The organism is Pseudoalteromonas nigrifaciens (genome assembly GCF_002221505.1).
Taxonomy (GTDB): Bacteria; Pseudomonadota; Gammaproteobacteria; order Enterobacterales; family Alteromonadaceae; genus Pseudoalteromonas; species Pseudoalteromonas nigrifaciens.
Map to the genome: position 1 here is coordinate 563,000 of NZ_CP011036.1, position 19,108 is coordinate 582,107.

At 43.2% G+C, this 19,108-nt stretch carries 14 protein-coding genes, 5 tRNA genes, 2 rRNA genes and 1 riboswitch; of the genes, 16 read left to right on the plus strand and 5 right to left on the minus strand.

The features are described from left to right. The first annotated feature begins 36 nt into the window (after positions 1 to 36). The 8 genes from PNIG_RS02610 (at position 37) to PNIG_RS02645 (ending at position 7,756) form a co-directional block, all read left to right on the plus strand. Positions 37 to 438: an acyl-CoA thioesterase gene (locus PNIG_RS02610; RefSeq protein ID WP_086993121.1), complete on the plus strand. Its 402-nt coding sequence runs from the start codon at positions 37 to 39 to the stop codon at positions 436 to 438. A 123-nt stretch (positions 439 to 561) separates the two neighbouring features. After that, positions 562 to 960, plus strand: a complete 399-nt coding sequence (locus PNIG_RS02615; RefSeq protein WP_304363527.1) for an META domain-containing protein — start codon at positions 562 to 564, stop codon at positions 958 to 960. Positions 961 to 1,122: 162 nt separating this feature from the next. Then, positions 1,123 to 1,235: riboswitch (TPP riboswitch) on the plus strand. Between the two features lie 172 nt (positions 1,236 to 1,407). Continuing rightward, positions 1,408 to 3,360, plus strand: a complete 1,953-nt coding sequence (gene thiC / locus PNIG_RS02620) for a phosphomethylpyrimidine synthase ThiC (protein WP_058372571.1) — start codon at positions 1,408 to 1,410, stop codon at positions 3,358 to 3,360. 88 nt (positions 3,361 to 3,448) lie between these two features. Beyond that, positions 3,449 to 4,450: an FAD-dependent oxidoreductase gene (locus PNIG_RS02625; protein WP_086993122.1), complete on the plus strand. Its 1,002-nt coding sequence runs from the start codon at positions 3,449 to 3,451 to the stop codon at positions 4,448 to 4,450. 7 nt (positions 4,451 to 4,457) lie between these two features. Next, positions 4,458 to 4,652, plus strand: coding sequence for a sulfur carrier protein ThiS (gene thiS / locus PNIG_RS02630; protein WP_011327191.1), 195 nt, complete (start codon positions 4,458 to 4,460; stop codon positions 4,650 to 4,652). Positions 4,653 to 4,657: 5 nt separating this feature from the next. Continuing rightward, positions 4,658 to 5,449, plus strand: coding sequence for a thiazole synthase (locus tag PNIG_RS02635; protein ID WP_089367753.1), 792 nt, complete (start codon positions 4,658 to 4,660; stop codon positions 5,447 to 5,449). An 11-nt stretch (positions 5,450 to 5,460) separates the two neighbouring features. Further along, positions 5,461 to 6,987, plus strand: a complete 1,527-nt coding sequence (gene thiE / locus PNIG_RS02640; protein WP_089367754.1) for a thiamine phosphate synthase — start codon at positions 5,461 to 5,463, stop codon at positions 6,985 to 6,987. A 22-nt stretch (positions 6,988 to 7,009) separates the two neighbouring features. Beyond that, a complete protein-coding gene (locus tag PNIG_RS02645; protein ID WP_086993126.1) occupies positions 7,010 to 7,756 on the plus strand; it encodes a HesA/MoeB/ThiF family protein in 747 nt (248 codons plus the stop codon). Positions 7,757 to 7,944: 188 nt separating this feature from the next. Here PNIG_RS02645 and asd read toward each other — a convergent pair whose 3' ends face one another. Continuing rightward, positions 7,945 to 8,811: an archaetidylserine decarboxylase gene (asd, locus tag PNIG_RS02650; RefSeq protein WP_041454339.1), complete on the minus strand. Its 867-nt coding sequence runs from the start codon at positions 8,809 to 8,811 to the stop codon at positions 7,945 to 7,947. Positions 8,812 to 8,826: 15 nt separating this feature from the next. After that, entirely contained in the window at positions 8,827 to 9,885 is a 1,059-nt protein-coding gene (gene rsgA, locus PNIG_RS02655) for a small ribosomal subunit biogenesis GTPase RsgA (RefSeq protein ID WP_011327196.1), read from the minus strand. Positions 9,886 to 10,006: 121 nt separating this feature from the next. Here rsgA and orn point away from each other — a divergent pair, with 121 nt between their 5' ends. The 4 genes from orn (at position 10,007) to PNIG_RS02675 (ending at position 11,198) form a co-directional block, all read left to right on the plus strand. Next, positions 10,007 to 10,552, plus strand: coding sequence for an oligoribonuclease (orn, locus tag PNIG_RS02660; RefSeq protein WP_058372577.1), 546 nt, complete (start codon positions 10,007 to 10,009; stop codon positions 10,550 to 10,552). A gap of 174 nt (positions 10,553 to 10,726) precedes the next feature. Then, positions 10,727 to 10,802: transfer RNA gene (locus PNIG_RS02665), tRNA-Gly, on the plus strand. Between the two features lie 128 nt (positions 10,803 to 10,930). Next, positions 10,931 to 11,006: transfer RNA gene (locus tag PNIG_RS02670), tRNA-Gly, on the plus strand. 116 nt (positions 11,007 to 11,122) lie between these two features. Beyond that, positions 11,123 to 11,198: transfer RNA gene (locus tag PNIG_RS02675), tRNA-Gly, on the plus strand. 289 nt (positions 11,199 to 11,487) lie between these two features. Here PNIG_RS02675 and PNIG_RS02680 read toward each other — a convergent pair. The 3 genes from PNIG_RS02680 to PNIG_RS02690 form a co-directional block, all read right to left on the minus strand. Continuing rightward, a complete protein-coding gene (locus PNIG_RS02680; RefSeq protein WP_089367755.1) occupies positions 11,488 to 11,916 on the minus strand; it encodes a secondary thiamine-phosphate synthase enzyme YjbQ in 429 nt (142 codons plus the stop codon). Beyond that, on the minus strand, positions 11,913 to 12,380 hold the full coding sequence (locus PNIG_RS02685; RefSeq protein WP_089367756.1) for a chemotaxis protein CheX: 468 nt from the start codon (positions 12,378 to 12,380) through the stop codon (positions 11,913 to 11,915). The genes PNIG_RS02680 and PNIG_RS02685 overlap by 4 nt, the downstream gene beginning before the upstream one ends. 63 nt (positions 12,381 to 12,443) lie before the next feature. Next, complete coding sequence (locus PNIG_RS02690) at positions 12,444 to 12,881, minus strand: transcriptional repressor (RefSeq protein WP_089367757.1); 438 nt, start codon at positions 12,879 to 12,881, stop codon at positions 12,444 to 12,446. 1,066 nt (positions 12,882 to 13,947) lie between these two features. Between PNIG_RS02690 and PNIG_RS02695 the strand changes: the two genes are divergently transcribed. From PNIG_RS02695 to PNIG_RS02710, 4 genes are all read left to right on the plus strand, one after another. Continuing rightward, a 16S ribosomal RNA gene (locus PNIG_RS02695) occupies positions 13,948 to 15,483 on the plus strand. A 76-nt stretch (positions 15,484 to 15,559) separates the two neighbouring features. Next, a tRNA-Ile gene (locus PNIG_RS02700) sits at positions 15,560 to 15,636 on the plus strand. Between the two features lie 111 nt (positions 15,637 to 15,747). After that, positions 15,748 to 15,823 (plus strand) — tRNA-Ala (locus PNIG_RS02705). A 304-nt stretch (positions 15,824 to 16,127) separates the two neighbouring features. Further along, positions 16,128 to 19,018 (plus strand): 23S ribosomal RNA (locus PNIG_RS02710). The 16S and 23S rRNA genes sit together here with 2 tRNA genes alongside, the layout of an rRNA operon. Positions 19,019 to 19,108 lie beyond the last annotated feature (90 nt).

Here is a 19,108-nt window from a genome sequence, read left to right on the forward strand (position 1 = left end):
GCGGCAATTATACGTTAAATAATTTGGATTACGAATATGACCTTTACAGTAGACTTTAAAGTGCGTGACTACGAATGCGACCTACAAGGCATTGTAAATAATAGTGTGTATTTTAATTACTTAGAGCATGCGCGCCATGAATTTTTGCATGCACATGGGGTTGATTTTGCTCAGCTTGCCAAAGATAAAATTAACCTGGTCGTGATGCGCAGCGAAATGGATTATAAACAGTCATTATTACCGGGCGATGAATTTTATGTAGCTGTAGAGCCACAACGTATTAGCCGACTTAAATTTGCTTTTAAACAAACTCTGATCCGTAAACACGATGAAAGAATAATGCTTAATGCATTGGTAATCGGCACAGCTTTAAATGAAAAAGGTCGGCCATTTTTACCAGCGCAAATAGATAATTTATTTAAAACGGATTCTGAATAAAAAAACAGCGTAATTTTCAAACTATCTTAGAATAAAATTTACACTTTAAACATGTATTTTTAACGGATTAACTCGCTAAAAATTGTTATTATTACAGTAATTAGACAAATAATTAGTAATAACATGAAATTAGCAGCAATACCCATGCTTATAATCGGTTTATGTGTTGGTTGTGCATCAACGCAAACGGTTACCTCAGAGCAGCTTAAACATACTCAATGGCAGTTATCACGTATTGATGGCCTAGCTATTCCGCCTTCGTTTAATGCGTCGGTGGGTTTTATTGAAGCACTGCAAGTCAATGGTTTTGCTGGCTGCAATAATTTTTTTGGTGAAGGTGAGCTGGACGATAGTAGCTTAACAGTTAACAAAATAGGGATGACCCGTAAGTCGTGTGGCCAACAACTTGATAAGTTTGAGCAGCAGTTACTACACGCACTGCAACAAGGCGCGCAGCTTAAAATGCAAGACCAGCAATTGGTAATGCAGGGCGAGAAAACATTTGTATTTATTGCGAAATAAAAAACGCCCTCTTGCAGGCGATTTTTAACTGGCGTACACTCAACGCTGATTTGCTAGATACTATTCGCAAATTAATAAATTACAAATACCAATTTGATACCTAAGCAACTTAGCATTGCAGCTGCAGTTATAAGTGGCAAAGGTATATTTAATAATTGGTATTAATACTTGTCGGAGTGCCTAACTAAATAATTAGTTAAGGCTGAGATCGCGAAAGCGGGATCCGTGAACCTGATCAGGCTAATACCTGCGTAGGGAACAAGCTGCCTAAAATAGGACGCTTGTGCGTCTTTTTTTATGCGTACAAGTTATACCATCCGGTATTAAGTTCTGTTGGCTGCCAAGATTGGCTATGACAGTAAACTGCCTAACCAATCTACGATCCAATAAGGCATTTTGCCTTCTCAATTCTTCGTACAAGACAACCCATAAACTATGAGGTAAGTCATGTCGAATACTGCAAAAAAATCATCGCGTCGTGAAACGCGAGCCGCTGCATCTGAATATATTTATAACTTAACGGGACAACCGTTTCCTAATTCGCATAAGGTGTATGTTGAGGGTACGCAAAACAACATCCGTGTAGGAATGCGTGAAATAACCCTGAGCGATACTTATATTGGCGGCAGTGATGAAAACCCAGTGTATGAGCCAAACGAGCCGCTACGTGTTTACGACACATCAGGCCCGTATACCGATCCAAACTTTGAGCTTGATGTACGCCAAGGCTTAGCAAAGTTTCGTGAACAATGGATTGAAAGTCGCGGTGATACCGAATTACTTGAATCAGTTACTTCACGCTTTACGCAACAACGTATGGCTGATGAAGGGCTTGATCATCTTCGTTTTGAACATTTACCTAAAATACGCCGCGGTAAAGCGGGTAAAAATGTCACGCAAATGCATTACGCACGCCAAGGCATTATTACTCCTGAAATGGAATACGTAGCGATACGCGAAAACATGGGCCGCAAAAAAATTCATGCTGAATTATTAGCCGCGCAGCATAAAGGCGAGTCGTTTGGGGCCAGTATTCCTGATTTTATTACGCCTGAATTTGTACGCGACGAAATTGCGCGTGGCCGCGCTATATTACCCAACAATATTAACCACCCCGAAACCGAACCTATGATTGTAGGGCGTAACTTTTTGGTAAAAGTAAACGCTAATATTGGTAATTCATCGGTAAGCTCATCGATTGAAGAAGAAGTAGAAAAAATGGTGTGGTCTACCCGCTGGGGTGCCGATACCGTTATGGATTTATCAACCGGGCGTTATATTCATGAAACTCGCGAATGGGTAGTACGTAACTCGCCTGTACCTATTGGCACAGTTCCTATTTACCAAGCACTGGAAAAAGTAAACGGTGTAGCGGAGGACTTAACCTGGGAGATTTTTCGCGATACGCTCATTGAGCAAGCTGAACAAGGCGTCGATTACTTTACTATTCATGCCGGTGTGCTACTGCGTTACGTACCCATGACCGCAAAACGAGTAACCGGTATTGTATCGCGCGGTGGCTCTATTATGGCAAAGTGGTGTTTAGCGCATCATAAAGAAAACTTTTTATATACCCACTTTGAAGACATTTGCGAAATTTTAAAACAATACGATATTTGTTTTTCGCTTGGCGATGGCCTTCGCCCAGGCTCGATTGCTGATGCCAACGACGAAGCTCAATTTAGCGAGCTACGCACTCTAGGTGAGCTGACAAAGTTAGCCTGGAAACACGATGTACAAGTATTTATAGAAGGCCCAGGACATGTGCCAATGCACATGATTAAGGCCAATATGGATGAGCAGCTTAAACATTGCGACGAAGCACCATTTTATACTTTAGGCCCGTTAACTACCGATATAGCACCTGGGTATGACCATATTACCTCGGGTATAGGTGCGGCCCAAATAGCGTGGTATGGCTGTGCAATGCTGTGTTACGTAACACCTAAAGAGCATTTAGGTTTGCCAAATAAGGAAGACGTAAAAGAAGGCTTAATTACTTATAAAATTGCCGCCCATGCCGCCGATTTAGCTAAAGGCCATCCCGGTGCGCAAGAGCGTGATAATGCGCTGTCAAAAGCGCGCTTTGAGTTTAGATGGCATGACCAATTTAATATTGGTTTAGACCCAGAACGTGCCCGCGAATATCACGATGAAACACTCCCGCAAGAGTCGGGTAAAGTAGCGCATTTTTGCTCTATGTGTGGCCCTAAGTTTTGCTCAATGAAAATCAGTCAAGAAGTACGCGAATATGCAAAAGATTTAGAAGCGCGTGGCATTGACCCTGCTAATGCTGCAGATACGATTACAATAAAAATGATTGATGTAGAAGCACAAATGAAAGCTAAATCGGACGAGTTTAAAAAAACCGGATCAGAAATATATCATAAAGCGATATAAGTCAGCTTAAGGTATTGGGCTGCGAGCAGCGAGGGGAGTTTAATACCTTGCTGCTCGTAGTGAGAGCTCGCAGCTAAAAGGAACTTTTATGTTTTACAATATTGCAGTGGTGGGGTTTGGTTTGACCGGTAGATTGGCGGCGCTTGAGTTGAGCAAGCAACACCGAGTTACTGTATTTGAGGCTGATAATGAACATACCCAAAACAGTGCGGGCAAGGTGGCTGCGGCTATGCTTGCTCCTCTTGCTGAGTCGGTATTGTGCGAGGCTGATTTAGCTTTAATGGGACTTGATTCTATAAAGCGTTGGCCTGGGGTTATTGATGAGCTTGATAGTGAGGTTTTTTTTCAACAGCAGGGCACATTAGTTGTCGCGCATCAGCAAGATAAAGGCGATTTACTAAGCTTTGCTCAGCGGCTAAAACCGTTAGCTAATTATACCGGGGAGTCGGTGAACTCCCAGCAAATTGAAATGTTAGAGCCTGAGCTTGCTAATCGTTTTAGTCAGGGATTATTTTTACCCTGCGACGGGCAAATAGATAATCAGGCATTTTATCAAGCCAGCTTTACACAACTTAATAAGCGCAAAGTAAAGTTTGTATTTAATCAACGGGTCACGATTAACGATAATAAAATTAATAACCGAGAGTTTGATTATATTATTGATTGCCGAGGGCTTGGCGCAAAAGATGATAAGCCTCTGCGGGGCGTACGTGGAGAAGTCGCTAGATTATACGCGCCAGAGGTGAGTTTAACGAGGCCCGTGCGCTTAATGCATCCGCGTTACCCCATTTATATAGCGCCTAAACCCAATAATGAATACGTAATTGGCGCGACTGAAATAGAGTCGCAAGATACAGGCCCAGCCACAGTGCGCTCTGCTTTAGAGTTACTTTCGGCAGCTTATACAGTGCACAGCGGTTTTGCCGAAGCGCGGCTATTAAATATTCAAACAGGATTACGCCCGGCATTTTGCGATAACCGCCCACAAGTAACACACGTTGGGCGAGTTATTAGCATTAATGGCTTATATCGTCATGGTTACATGTTAGCGCCAAGTTTAGTGGCAAATGCCCTTTTATGCATAGAGTGAAAATTAAATGAACATAACAATTAATGGTGAGTTAATAGCTATTAGCAGTAATAAGCTCATTAACTGTTTGCAAGATTTTGGTGGTGTTGCGCCATTTGCGGTGGCGATTAATGGTGAGTTTATACCGCAAAGCCAGCATAGCGATTATCAATTAACTGAGGGTGATAGTATTGAGCTGCTCTCGCCGATTCAGGGCGGATAACAGCTATGCTAAATAATGACTATTTAACTATTTATGGTGAGCAAATAAAAAGCCGATTACTAATAGGCTCGGCGCTTTACCCGTCGCCTGCAGTGATGAATGAATCGATTGTTGCATCGGGCGCTGAAATAGTCACGGTGTCGCTTAGGCGTCAGCAAAGTGCGGCTGCGGGTGATGATTTTTGGCAGTTAATAAAAAATACTGGGCTTAAAATTTTACCAAATACAGCAGGGTGTCATAGTGTTAAAGAGGCCATTACGCTTGCTAAAATGTGCCGTGAAGTGTTTGCTACCGATTGGATTAAGCTTGAACTGATAGGGGACGATTACAACTTGCAGCCCGATCCATTTGCACTGCTTGAGGCAACTAAAATACTGATTGATGATGGTTTTAAAGTACTGCCATATTGCACAGACGATTTAGTGCTGTGCCAGCGTTTAAATGCTTTAGGCTGTGAAGTATTAATGCCATGGGGTGCACCCATTGGTACAGGTAAAGGCTTGTTAAACAGTTATAATTTAAAAACAATCAGAGAGCGCTTACCAGAGACAACATTAATAGTGGATGCTGGTTTAGGTTTGCCCTCGCATGCCTGCCAAGCACTTGAACTAGGGTATGATGCAGTATTATTAAATTCGGCGATTGCTGGAGCGGGTTGCCCTATAACCATGAGCCGAGCATTTAAAGCCGCGGTAGAGGCTGGACGTTTTGCATATAACGCCAAAGCAATGCCTGAAAAAGACGTTGCAGCCCCTTCAACCCCGACTATGGGTATGCCATTTTGGCATCAAGAATAAGTGAGACGAATATGAATAACGTAGTATGGACGATTGCCGGCTCAGACTCAGGCGGTGGCGCAGGTATTCAAGCCGATATAAAAGCAATGCAAAGTTTTGGTGTGCATGGGTGCACTGCTATTACAGCACTGACTGCGCAAAATAGTTTAGGTGTTGAGGCAATTAATGCCGTATCAACCGATATTATTGAATCGCAGCTTTTGGCACTCGAAAAAGATATGAAAGCCAAAGTAATTAAAATAGGCATGCTGGCAAATGTGCAGCAAATTCAATTGATCAGTGAACATATAAGCCACTACAAAGCCAAATGGCCAGTGTCCCCTGTTATTGTTTACGACCCAGTAGCTATTGCTACTAGCGGCGATTTATTAACAGAGGAAGACACAGTAAGTGCGATTAAAGAATGCTTATTACCGCTGGTGGATGTAATAACCCCAAATACGCACGAAACTCAGTTATTAACTGGCGTGTACTTAATTGGCCCCGCAGCAATAAAAGAAGCTGCCAATAAGTTATTAAGCTGGGGCGCAAAAGCCGTGGTTATAAAAGGCGGACATTGGGATTATCCAAGCGGCTACTGTATAGATTACTGCATAAATAATTTCACTCAAAAAGGCGAAGAATACTGGCTGGGAAATGAAAAAATTCAAACGCCACATAACCATGGTACAGGCTGCAGTATGGCCTCGGTTATTGCTGCTTGCTTAGCAAAAGACTACCCGTTAAAAGATGCGTTTATTTTAGCTAAAGCTTATATTAATCAAGGATTGAAAGTAGCGGTGCGCTACGGAGAAGGAATTGGCCCAGTAGCACAAACCTCATTTCCAACCAACTTAGCCGATTACCCCCAAGTAATAGAAGCGGGCAGTTGGTTAGGTGATGAACTCGATTTTGACGTTCCGCTTGATTTTAATATGGCTGCAGATTTTGCACCCTGCGAAAGTAAATCATTAGGTTTATACGCAGTGGTTGATAGTGTTGACTGGCTAGAAAAGTGCTTACAACAGGGCGTTAAAACTGCGCAGTTACGAGTTAAAAATAAAGACGATGCACAACTTGACGAATTAGTGGCAAAAGCGGTGGCACTGGGGGAGCAATATAATGCGCAGGTATTTATAAACGACTATTGGCAACTTGCAATTAAGCATGGTGCATATGGTGTGCATTTAGGCCAACAAGATCTAGAAAACACTAATTTAGCGGCGATTAAAAATGCAGGGCTTAGGCTCGGGCTTTCTACACATGGCTTCTATGAAATGCTCCGCGCACATAATTACCGCCCAAGTTATTTGGCATTTGGCGCTATTTATCCTACCACTACCAAAGATATGACAGGGCAAATACAGGGACTAGAAAAGTTATTTAAATTTGTCCCCTTAATGCAAAGCTACCCAACAGTGGCAATTGGCGGTATAGATTTAAAGCGTGCCAGCCAAGTTGCCAAAACAGGCGTTGGTAGTGTGGCTGTGGTACGTGCAATTAGCGAAGCTGATGATTATGTGCAGGCAATAAGTGCGTTACAAGCGGCAATAAATTAAAGTGGGCCAGGTTAATAGCCAAATGAATGAACTTAGCGATAAAGAAATGCTGCGCTATAGTCGCCATATATTGCTTAAAGAAGTGGGACTTGCAGGACAGTTAAAGCTTAAGTCGGCAAGTGTTGCAGTAGTAGGTGCGGGTGGCTTAGGCAGCCCCGCATTGCTGTATTTAGCTGCTGCGGGTATTGGTAAGCTTATTTTAATTGATGATGATGCGGTTGAGCTTTCGAACTTACAGCGCCAAGTGCTTTATAAAGTAAATCACTTAGGGCAAAAAAAGGTGGTTGCAGCAGGTAAAGTGCTTGCAAGTCTGAATAACCAAATCACTATAATTACTCACGCTGAAAAGCTTACTCAAGATAATAGCGCAGCATTACTCAATAATGCGGATATTGTGTTGGATTGCAGTGATAACTTTACCACTCGTTACAGTGTTAATCGCTTTTGTGTACAGCATAAAACCCCATTAATCTCCGGTGCGGCACTGGCAACAAAAGGGCAGCTGATTAGCTTAGACTTAAGAAATGCTAATAGCCCGTGTTATGGCTGTATTTTTCCACAAAGCGATATTGCGCCGCTTATCAATTGTGATAACGCCGGAGTAATTAGTCCGCTGTTAGGTATTATCGGCTCAATGCAGGCGCAGCTGACACTCAATATGTTATTAGGTCATTCTAGCGATTGTGTGTTTATGAGTATTAATGCACTCACTTTGCAGCAGCAACAATTTAAAGTGGTGAAAGATATCGACTGTAAGGAGTGTAGGTAAAGCCACGGTTTCAGGTGTTAGGTATCAGGCAGAGATCAGCCAAACTCGGTATTTAAGCAAACTGTAGGCGAGTTATTTTCCACCGCGATTGAATTTATAAACTCACTGAAAAATAAAAACCCCGCGTTTATTACCATAAACGCGGGGTTTTTTTACCTGATATCTATATCGATATCGATATCTATATCTTAATCATCAATTTTGGCAAACGGGGTGCCTAAGCGGGTCACTGTTTCAGGAAGTTGATCATCAAGAATATCCGCTTTGTCGTCGCCCCAAGCAAGTACCACGGTAGAGCCAAGTTTAAAGCGGCCCATTTCTTCACCTTTTTTAAGGCTAATAGCGTTTTCGCCCTTGGTTGGGTAGTTCCAGCTAAATACATCGCTACCAGCTGGTGGTGTTACTGTACCCGCCCAAATAGTTTCAATGCTGGCAACAATAGTTGCGCCAACCAGTACCATAGCAAGTGGGCCTATTTCAGTTTCAAAAATAGCAACCACACGTTCGTTACGTGCAAACAAGTTAGGTACGTTTTGCGCAGTCAGCGGATTTACTGAAAATAAATCGCCTGGTACGTAAATCATTTTACTTAATGTGCCATCAATTGGCATATGAATACGGTGGTAGTCTTTTGGCGCTAAATAAATAGTTGCAAACTTACCGCCTAAAAATGGGGTTGTATCGTCTTTATTACCACCAAGTAGTGCTTGTAGGCTGTAATCGTGACCTTTAGCTTGAATTAGTTGGCCGTCAACAATATCGCCTAATTGGCTAATTGCGCCATCTACTGGATGAATAATAATGTCGCTGTCTGCAACTATTGGGCGTGCGCCATCTTTTAACGGACGGGTGAAAAACTCGTTAAAGCTTTCATAATGAGCAGGATCTGGGTGTTTAGCTTCACTCATATCTACTTTGTATTGCTTAATAAACAGTTTAATTAACGTGGTTGTTAACACACCCGCTTTAGCAGCGGCTAGTTTTCCTACTACGCGTGAAATAAAGTGTTTTGGCATTGCGTACTGCATTGCGATTTTAAATTTATCTAAACTCACTGGTTTTTTCCTAAATTATACGCGAGGCGCGCGAGAGCCTGCACGGCCATCGGCCATTGTTTCTAAAATTCTGTGGTAGCTGTCAAAGCGCAATTGCGAAATTTTGCCATCAGCTACGGCTTCTTTAATTATACAGCCCGGATCGTTTAAATGTTTACAGTCTCTAAATCGACACCCGCCTATAAATTCTCTAAATTCTTTAAAGCACCAAGTTACACGATCAACTTCTAAGTGCCATAAACCAAATTCACGTATACCTGGTGAATCTATTAAGTTACCGCCGCTTGGTAAATGATGTAGGCGAGATACCGTGGTGGTATGTTGGCCTAAACCACTGTTTTCAGAAACTTCTTTAGTTAAAATTTCAGCATCTGGAAGTACGGTATTAACTAAAGTAGATTTACCTACGCCACTTTGACCAACAAAAATATTGTTTTTTCCAACGAGTACATCTTTTAATTCGTCAATGCCATCGGTACTTATATTACTAACCAATAAAACTTTGTAGTCGAGCTTGCGGTATACATCGAGTACTTTTTGTATTTCACTAAGACCTTGCGCATCGATTAAATCTATTTTATTTAGTACTAAAATAGGCTCTATACCCATATCTTCGCAGGCTATTAAATAACGGTCGATAATACTTGGGGTAAATTCGGGTAGTACTGCTGACACCATTAATATTTGGTCAATATTAGCAGCTATTACTTTTACACCGTCGTAAAAATCAGGGCGAGTAAGTTGTGAGCGACGCTCTTGCGTGGCTTCAATTACACCAGCTAAATCGCCTTCGCTTACTTTAGCGCGGCGAAACAGTACTTCATCCCCACACACTAAATTAGACACAGTACGGCGTATATTACAGCGTAGTACTTCGCCGCTTTCAACTTCCACATCAGCATGTTGACCAAAACGACTGATCACAATAGCGCTTTCTACTTGGCCTAAATTATCAGTTTGCCATTCTTGCGCACCTTTTTTAGCAGGCCTTGCATCGGCACTGCTTATACGCTTTTGATGATTAGCCTTGATCTGACGAGACTGGCCTTTACTTAATTTTTTTTGTTTTGCCACAGGAGGCCTATAACCTTAGTTAAATGTCGACTTAGCTAAAAAATGCTTTAGCTCGACGTATGATGCTAATATGATATATCGAAATGCGCTGGATCTAAAGGAAAGCACCGCTTAGGTAATTATGAATATTAATAAATCAAACTTAATTTGGCTCGATCTTGAAATGACCGGACTCGAACCAGAGACCGATAAAATACTCGAAATTGCGACCGTTGTCACTGATGCTGATTTGAATATATTAGCTGAAGGACCAACTATTGCCATTCATCAAAGTAATGAGTTACTTGATAGTATGGATGAGTGGTGCACCACTCAGCATGGAAAATCGGGTTTAACAGCACGCTGCAAGGCAAGTACTTACGACGAAGCCTATGCGGTTGAGCAAACAATAGCCTTTTTAAAACAATGGGTACCTGCAGGTGCATCACCGATGTGTGGTAACTCCATAGGGCAAGATCGTCGCTTTATGAATAAATATATGCGCGAATTGGAAGACTTTTTTCACTATCGTAATCTAGATGTAAGCACAATTAAAGAGCTCGCGCGTCGCTGGAAACCAGAGGTACTTGCACAAGTGAATAAAAAAGGCTCACATCTTGCGCTAGACGACATTAAAGATTCGATTATGGAATTAAAGGTCTATAGAGAAAAATTCTTTAATTTATAAAAAACACTTGCAAACACACTGTATTATTGTAGAATCCTGCCCCGCTCAAGACGATAACCCACGCGGGGTTAGTGTGTTTGAGTTGTTTAAATATAAAGCAATACTAGCTCAGTTGCTAGAATGTTGAACGCGACTTGTCGCGCACCAACGTAAAATAACTAAAGAAATAAAAATGCGGCACTAGCTCAGTTGGTAGAGCGCGACCTTGCCAAGGTCGAGGTCACGAGTTCGAGCCTCGTGTGCCGCTCCAATTTCTAACCAAAAGAAATTGAAGTTATTTATATAACTAGAAGTAAAAATGCGGTACTAGCTCAGTTGCTAGAATGTTGAACGCGACCTGTCGCGCACCAACAGACGAATTACTGACTACTTTATAATGCGGCACTAGCTCAGTTGGTAGAGCGCGACCTTGCCAAGGTCGAGGTCACGAGTTCGAGCCTCGTGTGCCGCTCCAATTTCTAACCAAAAGAAATTGCAGTGTTGAATAAAAATGCGGTACTAGTTCAGTTGCCAGAATGTTGAACGCGATTTTTCGCGCACCAACGGACGAATTACTGACTACTTTATAATGCGGTACTAGCTCAGTTGGTAGAGCGCGACCTTGCCAAGGTCGAGGTCACGAGTTCGAGCCTCGTGTACCGCTCCAATCTTTTATATCTATCAAAAATATCCCAAACAAAAAGCCATAAAAATTTCTTATTTTAAATACAATCTTTCTCTATCTAATTTCATATGCAGTGAACTACCCAGCGACTAAAGAACACTTAGTTTTCTCGCTATGCGTTCGATAAAAAATTGCGTTAAAGCCTTTAGTAATTAGCAACGATAGTTACTCGCGAAGGACAAGTTCTTTACCAATAAAGTGATGTGTTTTTACTGTGGTAATTAATGGGCATGCGGCGGGAGTGCAGTTTAAGTGTTGAAGAGGCGACTTGTTAAAACAACTCGCCCTGAATGGTTGCTACAATTCGCCTAGTACCACCGCTGTCTCGATGCTCACCTAAATAAACACCTTGCCATGTACCTAAAGCTAAATAGCCATTTGTAATAGGGATGCTTAACTCACAGCCTAAAATACTGGTTTTTATATGAGCTGGCATGTCGTCGTCACCTTCATAATCGTGACGATAATAGGGTTGGCACTGCGGAACAAATTCATTAAAGTGGCTCTCCATATCCATACGTACAGTAGGGTCGGCATTTTCATTAATGGTTAGGCTAGCTGAAGTGTGTTGAATAAATAAGTGCAGTAAACCCACCTTATAATTTGTGAGTTCGGGAATTTGAATGAGTATTTCGTTATCAATTAAATGAAAACCTCGGATACGAGGTTTTAAAGTAATGACTTTTTGTTGCCAACTCATAACTTATCGAAACTCACTTCAATATTGGCGTTACCCGCATCGCAGGTAAATGGCATGAGTATTTTTTTTCCTTGGCTTTTATGGGTAATAGTATGGTCTTTACCAGATACAACTATTGGAGTTGCCATATTAAAGTCGAAACCTTTTTGACCCAATAAATTTTTAGCGCCACCTGTAACCATATTAGTAATTTCGCCTACCATATCGGTTACTTCTTCATTTATACTATCCGGACGTTCGCCAAGCATACGCTCCATGATAGTTAGTGCTAACTGCTCATCAAAAGTTATTGAAAAAGAGCCTCGTGTTTGCGGTCCAACCATTCCGATCAGGCCTGATACATCGCCACAGGCTTTCTCATCAGTTTTAATGCGTGGCTTACCTGGCTTTAATTGTGTTTGAGCCATTGTACTTAATACATTGATTAAAGAAGATAAAAAAGGGTTGATGAACTCTACATTCATATAATTTACTCTTAAATTAGTGCTAAAAAATAGCTATATAAAATATTTATATCGCTACTAAAACTATGCAACTCTGCAAGACTCACACCTTCCATGTGCTTCTATTGTTTGCGCCGATACAACAAACCCACCTTCCGCAGCTAAGCTATTTAGCTCATGCGAAATAACGGTTGAATGCAGTTCTTTAACAAAACCACAGGTATCGCAAATTAATAACTGTACAGGATGAATATGATCAAAATGATGGCACAACATAAATGCATTAGTGCTTTCAATTTTATGAATAAAACCAAGCTCAGCCAAAAAATCTAATGCACGGTATATCGTGGCAGGTTTAGCGCCAGTTTCTGTTACTTTTAATTGCTCAAGCAAATCATACGCGCCCACACCACCTTGCGCACTTGCAAGTAAACGAAACACCTTTTCACGGATAGGTGTAAATCGCGCACCACGGTTGTCACATACTTGTTTTGCTTTACTTACGAGTGATTCTATATTCATCGTTCTCTTATCCTTATGCTACCTTGATATAATATCACACTGTATTTAAGTTGCAGTGTTTAAATTAAACGCGTTTGTTAAAGCTATTCACTAAGGCGTGTTTATCTTTAGAGGTTAAATTAATAGTAGCGAGTTTGGTTTTAGGGAGGGCAGTACTTATTATATAGTGTCGCTATTTTCCATTAATAAGCGATAACGCTTGTTTGGATATTTGCTTGTAGTAAATGAGCAAGTAAATAATACCTATGTAGTAGCCTCAGTACTATATAGTAAAATAATGAAGGCCATTAGTTTTAAACTACATTAAAAGTACATTGGCTTTCTCTAATTTCTAATTTCTAATTTCTAATTACTCAGGTTATTACTTATAAAGAATTGCATGACTTTTAGTTTTGTTTACTATTTGTGCATGCTTAATATGCGTAGCGTAATAAGCACACTTTATTTACCCAAACAATCGAGTGGTGCTTAAATTATGCACTGCTCAATACCAGCTTAGAATGTAAAACCAAGTCGAGTTACCCAAAATACAGATGGTTTAGTATTGTTTTTAATCGTTTGGTTTAAATATCAAGCGAACAGTATTTTATTTTAAGTTTTCTTTAAAAAACGCTTGCGTAAAACTGGCTGCGCCCTATAATGCGACCCTACTGAGACGGCAGACGGCAGACGGCAGACGGCAGACAGCAACGCTTAGCGAGGCAAGAGTCAATCAGTGAGTCGAGTAAAACTTAAATTTAGATTTTTATAAAGTTTACATTTAAGTGTTGACAAAAAAATAGGAAAGCGTAATATGCGCAGCCCTAGCGAGATGAAGTTTTACTTTGTTGTCGCAACGTTCTTTAACAATATAAAGCAATCATCTGTGTGGGCACTCGTACAGATTGAGTTCTAACAGCCAAGCTTAGTTCGCTAAGTAAGGCAAACAAATTAGAGTCTCAATTGAAAACTGAGTGACCAACAGAAGTAACTTATTTATAAGTTGCTTCGGCACAGTCAATTCAATATCGAAAGATATTAAAATAAATTCAGAATTCATTGAGCTGTCGAAAGACATAAAACTTTTTAATTGAAGAGTTTGATCATGGCTCAGATTGAACGCTGGCGGCAGGCCTAACACATGCAAGTCGAGCGGTAACAGAAAGTAGCTTGCTACTTTGCTGACGAGCGGCGGACGGGTGAGTAATGCTTGGGAACATGCCTTGAGGTGGGGGACAACAGTTGGAAACGACTGCTAATACCGCATAATGTCTACGGACCAAAGGGGGCTTCGGCTCTCGCCTTTAGATTGGCCCAAGTGGGATTAGCTAGTTGGTGAGGTAATGGCTCACCAAGGCGACGATCCCTAGCTGGTTTGAGAGGATGATCAGCCACACTGGGACTGAGACACGGCCCAGACTCCTACGGGAGGCAGCAGTGGGGAATATTGCACAATGGGCGCAAGCCTGATGCAGCCATGCCGCGTGTGTGAAGAAGGCCTTCGGGTTGTAAAGCACTTTCAGTCAGGAGGAAAGGTTAGTAGTTAATACCTGCTAGCTGTGACGTTACTGACAGAAGAAGCACCGGCTAACTCCGTGCCAGCAGCCGCGGTAATACGGAGGGTGCGAGCGTTAATCGGAATTACTGGGCGTAAAGCGTACGCAGGCGGTTTGTTAAGCGAGATGTGAAAGCCCCGGGCTCAACCTGGGAACTGCATTTCGAACTGGCAAACTAGAGTGTGATAGAGGGTGGTAGAATTTCAGGTGTAGCGGTGAAATGCGTAGAGATCTGAAGGAATACCGATGGCGAAGGCAGCCACCTGGGTCAACACTGACGCTCATGTACGAAAGCGTGGGGAGCAAACGGGATTAGATACCCCGGTAGTCCACGCCGTAAACGATGTCTACTAGAAGCTCGGAGCCTCGGTTCTGTTTTTCAAAGCTAACGCATTAAGTAGACCGCCTGGGGAGTACGGCCGCAAGGTTAAAACTCAAATGAATTGACGGGGGCCCGCACAAGCGGTGGAGCATGTGGTTTAATTCGATGCAACGCGAAGAACCTTACCTACACTTGACATACAGAGAACTTACCAGAGATGGTTTGGTGCCTTCGGGAACTCTGATACAGGTGCTGCATGGCTGTCGTCAGCTCGTGTTGTGAGATGTTGGGTTAAGTCCCGCAACGAGCGCAACCCCTATCCTTAGTTGCTAGCAGGTAATGCTGAGAACTCTAAGGAGACTGCCGGTGATAAACCGGAGGAAGGTGGGGACGACGTCAAGTCATCATGGCCCTTACGTGTAGGGCTACACACGTGCTACAATGGCGCATACAGAGTGCTGCGAACCTGCGAAGGTAAGCGAATCACTTAAAGTGCGTCGTAGTCCGGATTGGAGTCTGCAACTCGACTCCATGAAGTCGGAATCGCTAGTAATCGCGTATCAGAATGACGCGGTGAATACGTTCCCGGGCCTTGTACACACCGCCCGTCACACCATGGGAGTGGGTTGCTCCAGAAGTAGATAGTCTAACCCTCGGGAGGACGTTTACCACGGAGTGATTCATGACTGGGGTGAAGTCGTAACAAGGTAGCCCTAGGGGAACCTGGGGCTGGATCACCTCCTTATACGATTTAGAACTTATTTGTTCGTAGTGTCCACACAGATGATTGTTAATTGTAAAGAGAACAACACTTATTGTTTGGGTCTGTAGCTCAGCTGGTTAGAGCGCACCCCTGATAAGGGTGAGGTCGGTAGTTCAAATCTACTCAGACCCACCACTTCTTTTTAATACTTCGTTGTAAGCTTCGTTGTTTAGTAAACTAAACGGCCTCAACTTACGCCTTGTCTTAAAAATAAGTCGGTATACAAACAGTAAGACCAGCATATGTGGGGCTATAGCTCAGCTGGGAGAGCGCCTGCCTTGCACGCAGGAGGTCAGCAGTTCGATCCTGCTTAGCTCCACCACTTTACTTCTTAAAAATAAATATTCTTTATCGGGTCATAAACGACCTGAGAATGAAGTGTGTTTAATTCTTTGGGATAACTAATTAATATGCTCTTTAAAAATTTGGAAAAGCTGATAATAAAATTCTGATAGATACATTGTATTTATCAAGAGTTTTCAAAAGTAAAAAAAGAATGGTAGCAGTACCATTCAGTGCCATTTAGTTAACTCTTTGAGTTGATTGATTGGTATCTACTTTAGTATTCAATATTGACTTCTGGCGAAGTTAAACTGTCACACAACAAAGACCCGTTTGGGTTGTATGGTTAAGTGACTAAGCGTACACGGTGGATGCCTTGGCAGTTGGAGGCGATGAAGGACGTATTAACTTGCGATAAGCCTAGTCAAGCTAGTAAAAAGCACTTGAGACTAGGATTTCCGAATGGGGAAACCCACCTGCTTGCAGGTATCGTTAACTGAATACATAGGTTAACGAGGCGAACGCGGAGAACTGAAACATCTAAGTACCCGTAGGAAAAGAAATCAACCGAGATTCCGAAAGTAGCGGCGAGCGAAATCGGAACAGCCCTTAAGCTTATTATGTGTTAATGGAAGGCTGCTGGAAAGCGCCACGATACAGGGTGATAGTCCCGTACATGAAAAGACATTTTAAGTGAAATCGAGTAGGTCGGAGCACGTGAAACTTTGACTGAATATAGGTGGACCATCATCTAAGGCTAAATACTCCCAACTGACCGATAGTGAACCAGTACCGTGAGGGAAAGGCGAAAAGAACCCCTGTGAGGGGAGTGAAATAGAACCTGAAACCGTGTACGTACAAGCAGTAGGAGCCCACTTGTTGGGTGACTGCGTACCTTTTGTATAATGGGTCAGCGACTTATATTTTGTAGCGAGGTTAACCGATTAGGGTAGCCGTAGGGAAACCGAGTCTTAACTGGGCGAATAGTTGCAAGGTATAGACCCGAAACCCGGTGATCTAGCCATGAGCAGGTTGAAGGTTGAGTAACATCAACTGGAGGACCGAACCCACTAACGTTGAAAAGTTAGGGGATGACTTGTGGTTAGGAGTGAAAGGCTAATCAAACCGGGAGATAGCTGGTTCTCCCCGAAATCTATTTAGGTAGAGCCTCGGACGAATACTTACGGGGGTAGAGCACTGTTAAGGCTAGGGGGTCATCCCGACTTACCAACCCTTTGCAAACTCCGAATACCGTAAAGTAATATCCGGGAGACACACGGCGGGTGCTAACGTCCGTCGTGAAGAGGGAAACAACCCAGACCGCCAGCTAAGGTCCCAAAGTCATAGTTAAGTGGGAAACGATGTGGAAAGGCCCAGACAGCCAGGAGGTTGGCTTAGAAGCAGCCATCCTTTAAAGAAAGCGTAATAGCTCACTGGTCGAGTCGGTCTGCGCGGAAGATGTAACGGGGCTAAACTATGCACCGAAGCTGCGGATTCAGAATTTATTCTGAGTGGTAGGGGAGCGTTCTGTAAGCCGTTGAAGGTGACCCGGGAGGGTTGCTGGAGGTATCAGAAGTGCGAATGCTGACATGAGTAACGATAATGGGAGTGAAAAACTCCCACGCCGGAAGACCAAGGGTTCCTATCCCATGTTAATCAGGGTAGGGTAAGTCGACCCCTAAGGCGAGGCCGAAAGGCGTAGTCGATGGGAAACAGATTAATATTTCTGTACTCGATATAATTGCGATGGGGGGACGGAGCAGGCTAAGCAAGCATGGCGTTGGTAGTCCATGTGAAAGTGAGTAGGGCGTTTGTTTAGGTAAATCCGGACGAACACTAAACCTGAGACACGAGACGAGTCACCACGGTGATGAAGTTGCTGATGCCATACTTCCAGGAAAAGCCTCTAAGCTTCAGATTATATGGAATCGTACCCCAAACCGACACAGGTGGTCAGGTAGAGAATACTAAGGCGCTTGAGAGAACTCGGGTGAAGGAACTAGGCAAAATCGTACCGTAACTTCGGGAGAAGGTACGCTCCTATCTGTGATGAGACTTGCTCTCTAAGCGGACGGGAGCCGCAGTGACCAGGTGGCTGGGACTGTTTATTAAAAACACAGCACTGTGCAAAATCGCAAGATGACGTATACGGTGTGACACCTGCCCGGTGCCGGAAGGTTAATTGATGGGGTTATCCTTAGGGAGAAGCTCTTGATCGAAGCCCCGGTAAACGGCGGCCGTAACTATAACGGTCCTAAGGTAGCGAAATTCCTTGTCGGGTAAGTTCCGACCTGCACGAATGGTGTAACCATGGCCACGCTGTCTCCACCCGAGACTCAGTGAAATTGAAATCGCAGTGAAGATGCTGTGTACCCGCGGCTAGACGGAAAGACCCCGTGAACCTTTACTACAGCTTGGCACTGAACATTGAACCTACATGTGTAGGATAGGTGGGAGACTTTGAAGATGAGACGCTAGTTTTGTTGGAGTCAACCTTGAAATACCACCCTTGTAGTTTTGATGTTCTAACGTTGGCCCCTGAATCGGGGTTACGGACAGTGCCTGGTGGGTAGTTTGACTGGGGCGGTCTCCTCCTAAAGAGTAACGGAGGAGCACGAAGGTTGGCTAAGTACGGTCGGACATCGTACGGTTAGTGTAATGGTAGAAGCCAGCTTAACTGCGAGACAGACACGTCGAGCAGGTACGAAAGTAGGTCATAGTGATCCGGTGGTTCTGAATGGAAGGGCCATCGCTCAACGGATAAAAGGTACTCCGGGGATAACAGGCTGATACCGCCCAAGAGTTCATATCGACGGCGGTGTTTGGCACCTCGATGTCGGCTCATCACATCCTGGGGCTGAAGTCGGTCCCAAGGGTATGGCTGTTCGCCATTTAAAGTGGTACGCGAGCTGGGTTTAGAACGTCGTGAGACAGTTCGGTCCCTATCTGCCGTGGGCGTTTGAGAATTGAGAGGGGTTGCTCCTAGTACGAGAGGACCGGAGTGAACGAACCGCTGGTGTTCGGGTTGTCATGCCAATGGCATTGCCCGGTAGCTACGTTCGGAACTGATAAGCGCTGAAAGCATCTAAGCGCGAAGCAGGCCTCGAGATGATTTCTCACTAGAGCTATAAGCTCTCTGAAGGGCCGTTGGAGACTACAACGTTGATAGGCAAGATGTGGAAGTGCTGTGAGGCATTAAGCTAACTTGTACTAATTACCCGTGAGGCTTAACCATACAACGCCAAACGCGTTTTATGTGACAGTTCAAGCAAGAAGTTAATATGACTAAAGTAGATATTTACGCAAAGACTTAAAAAATATTATC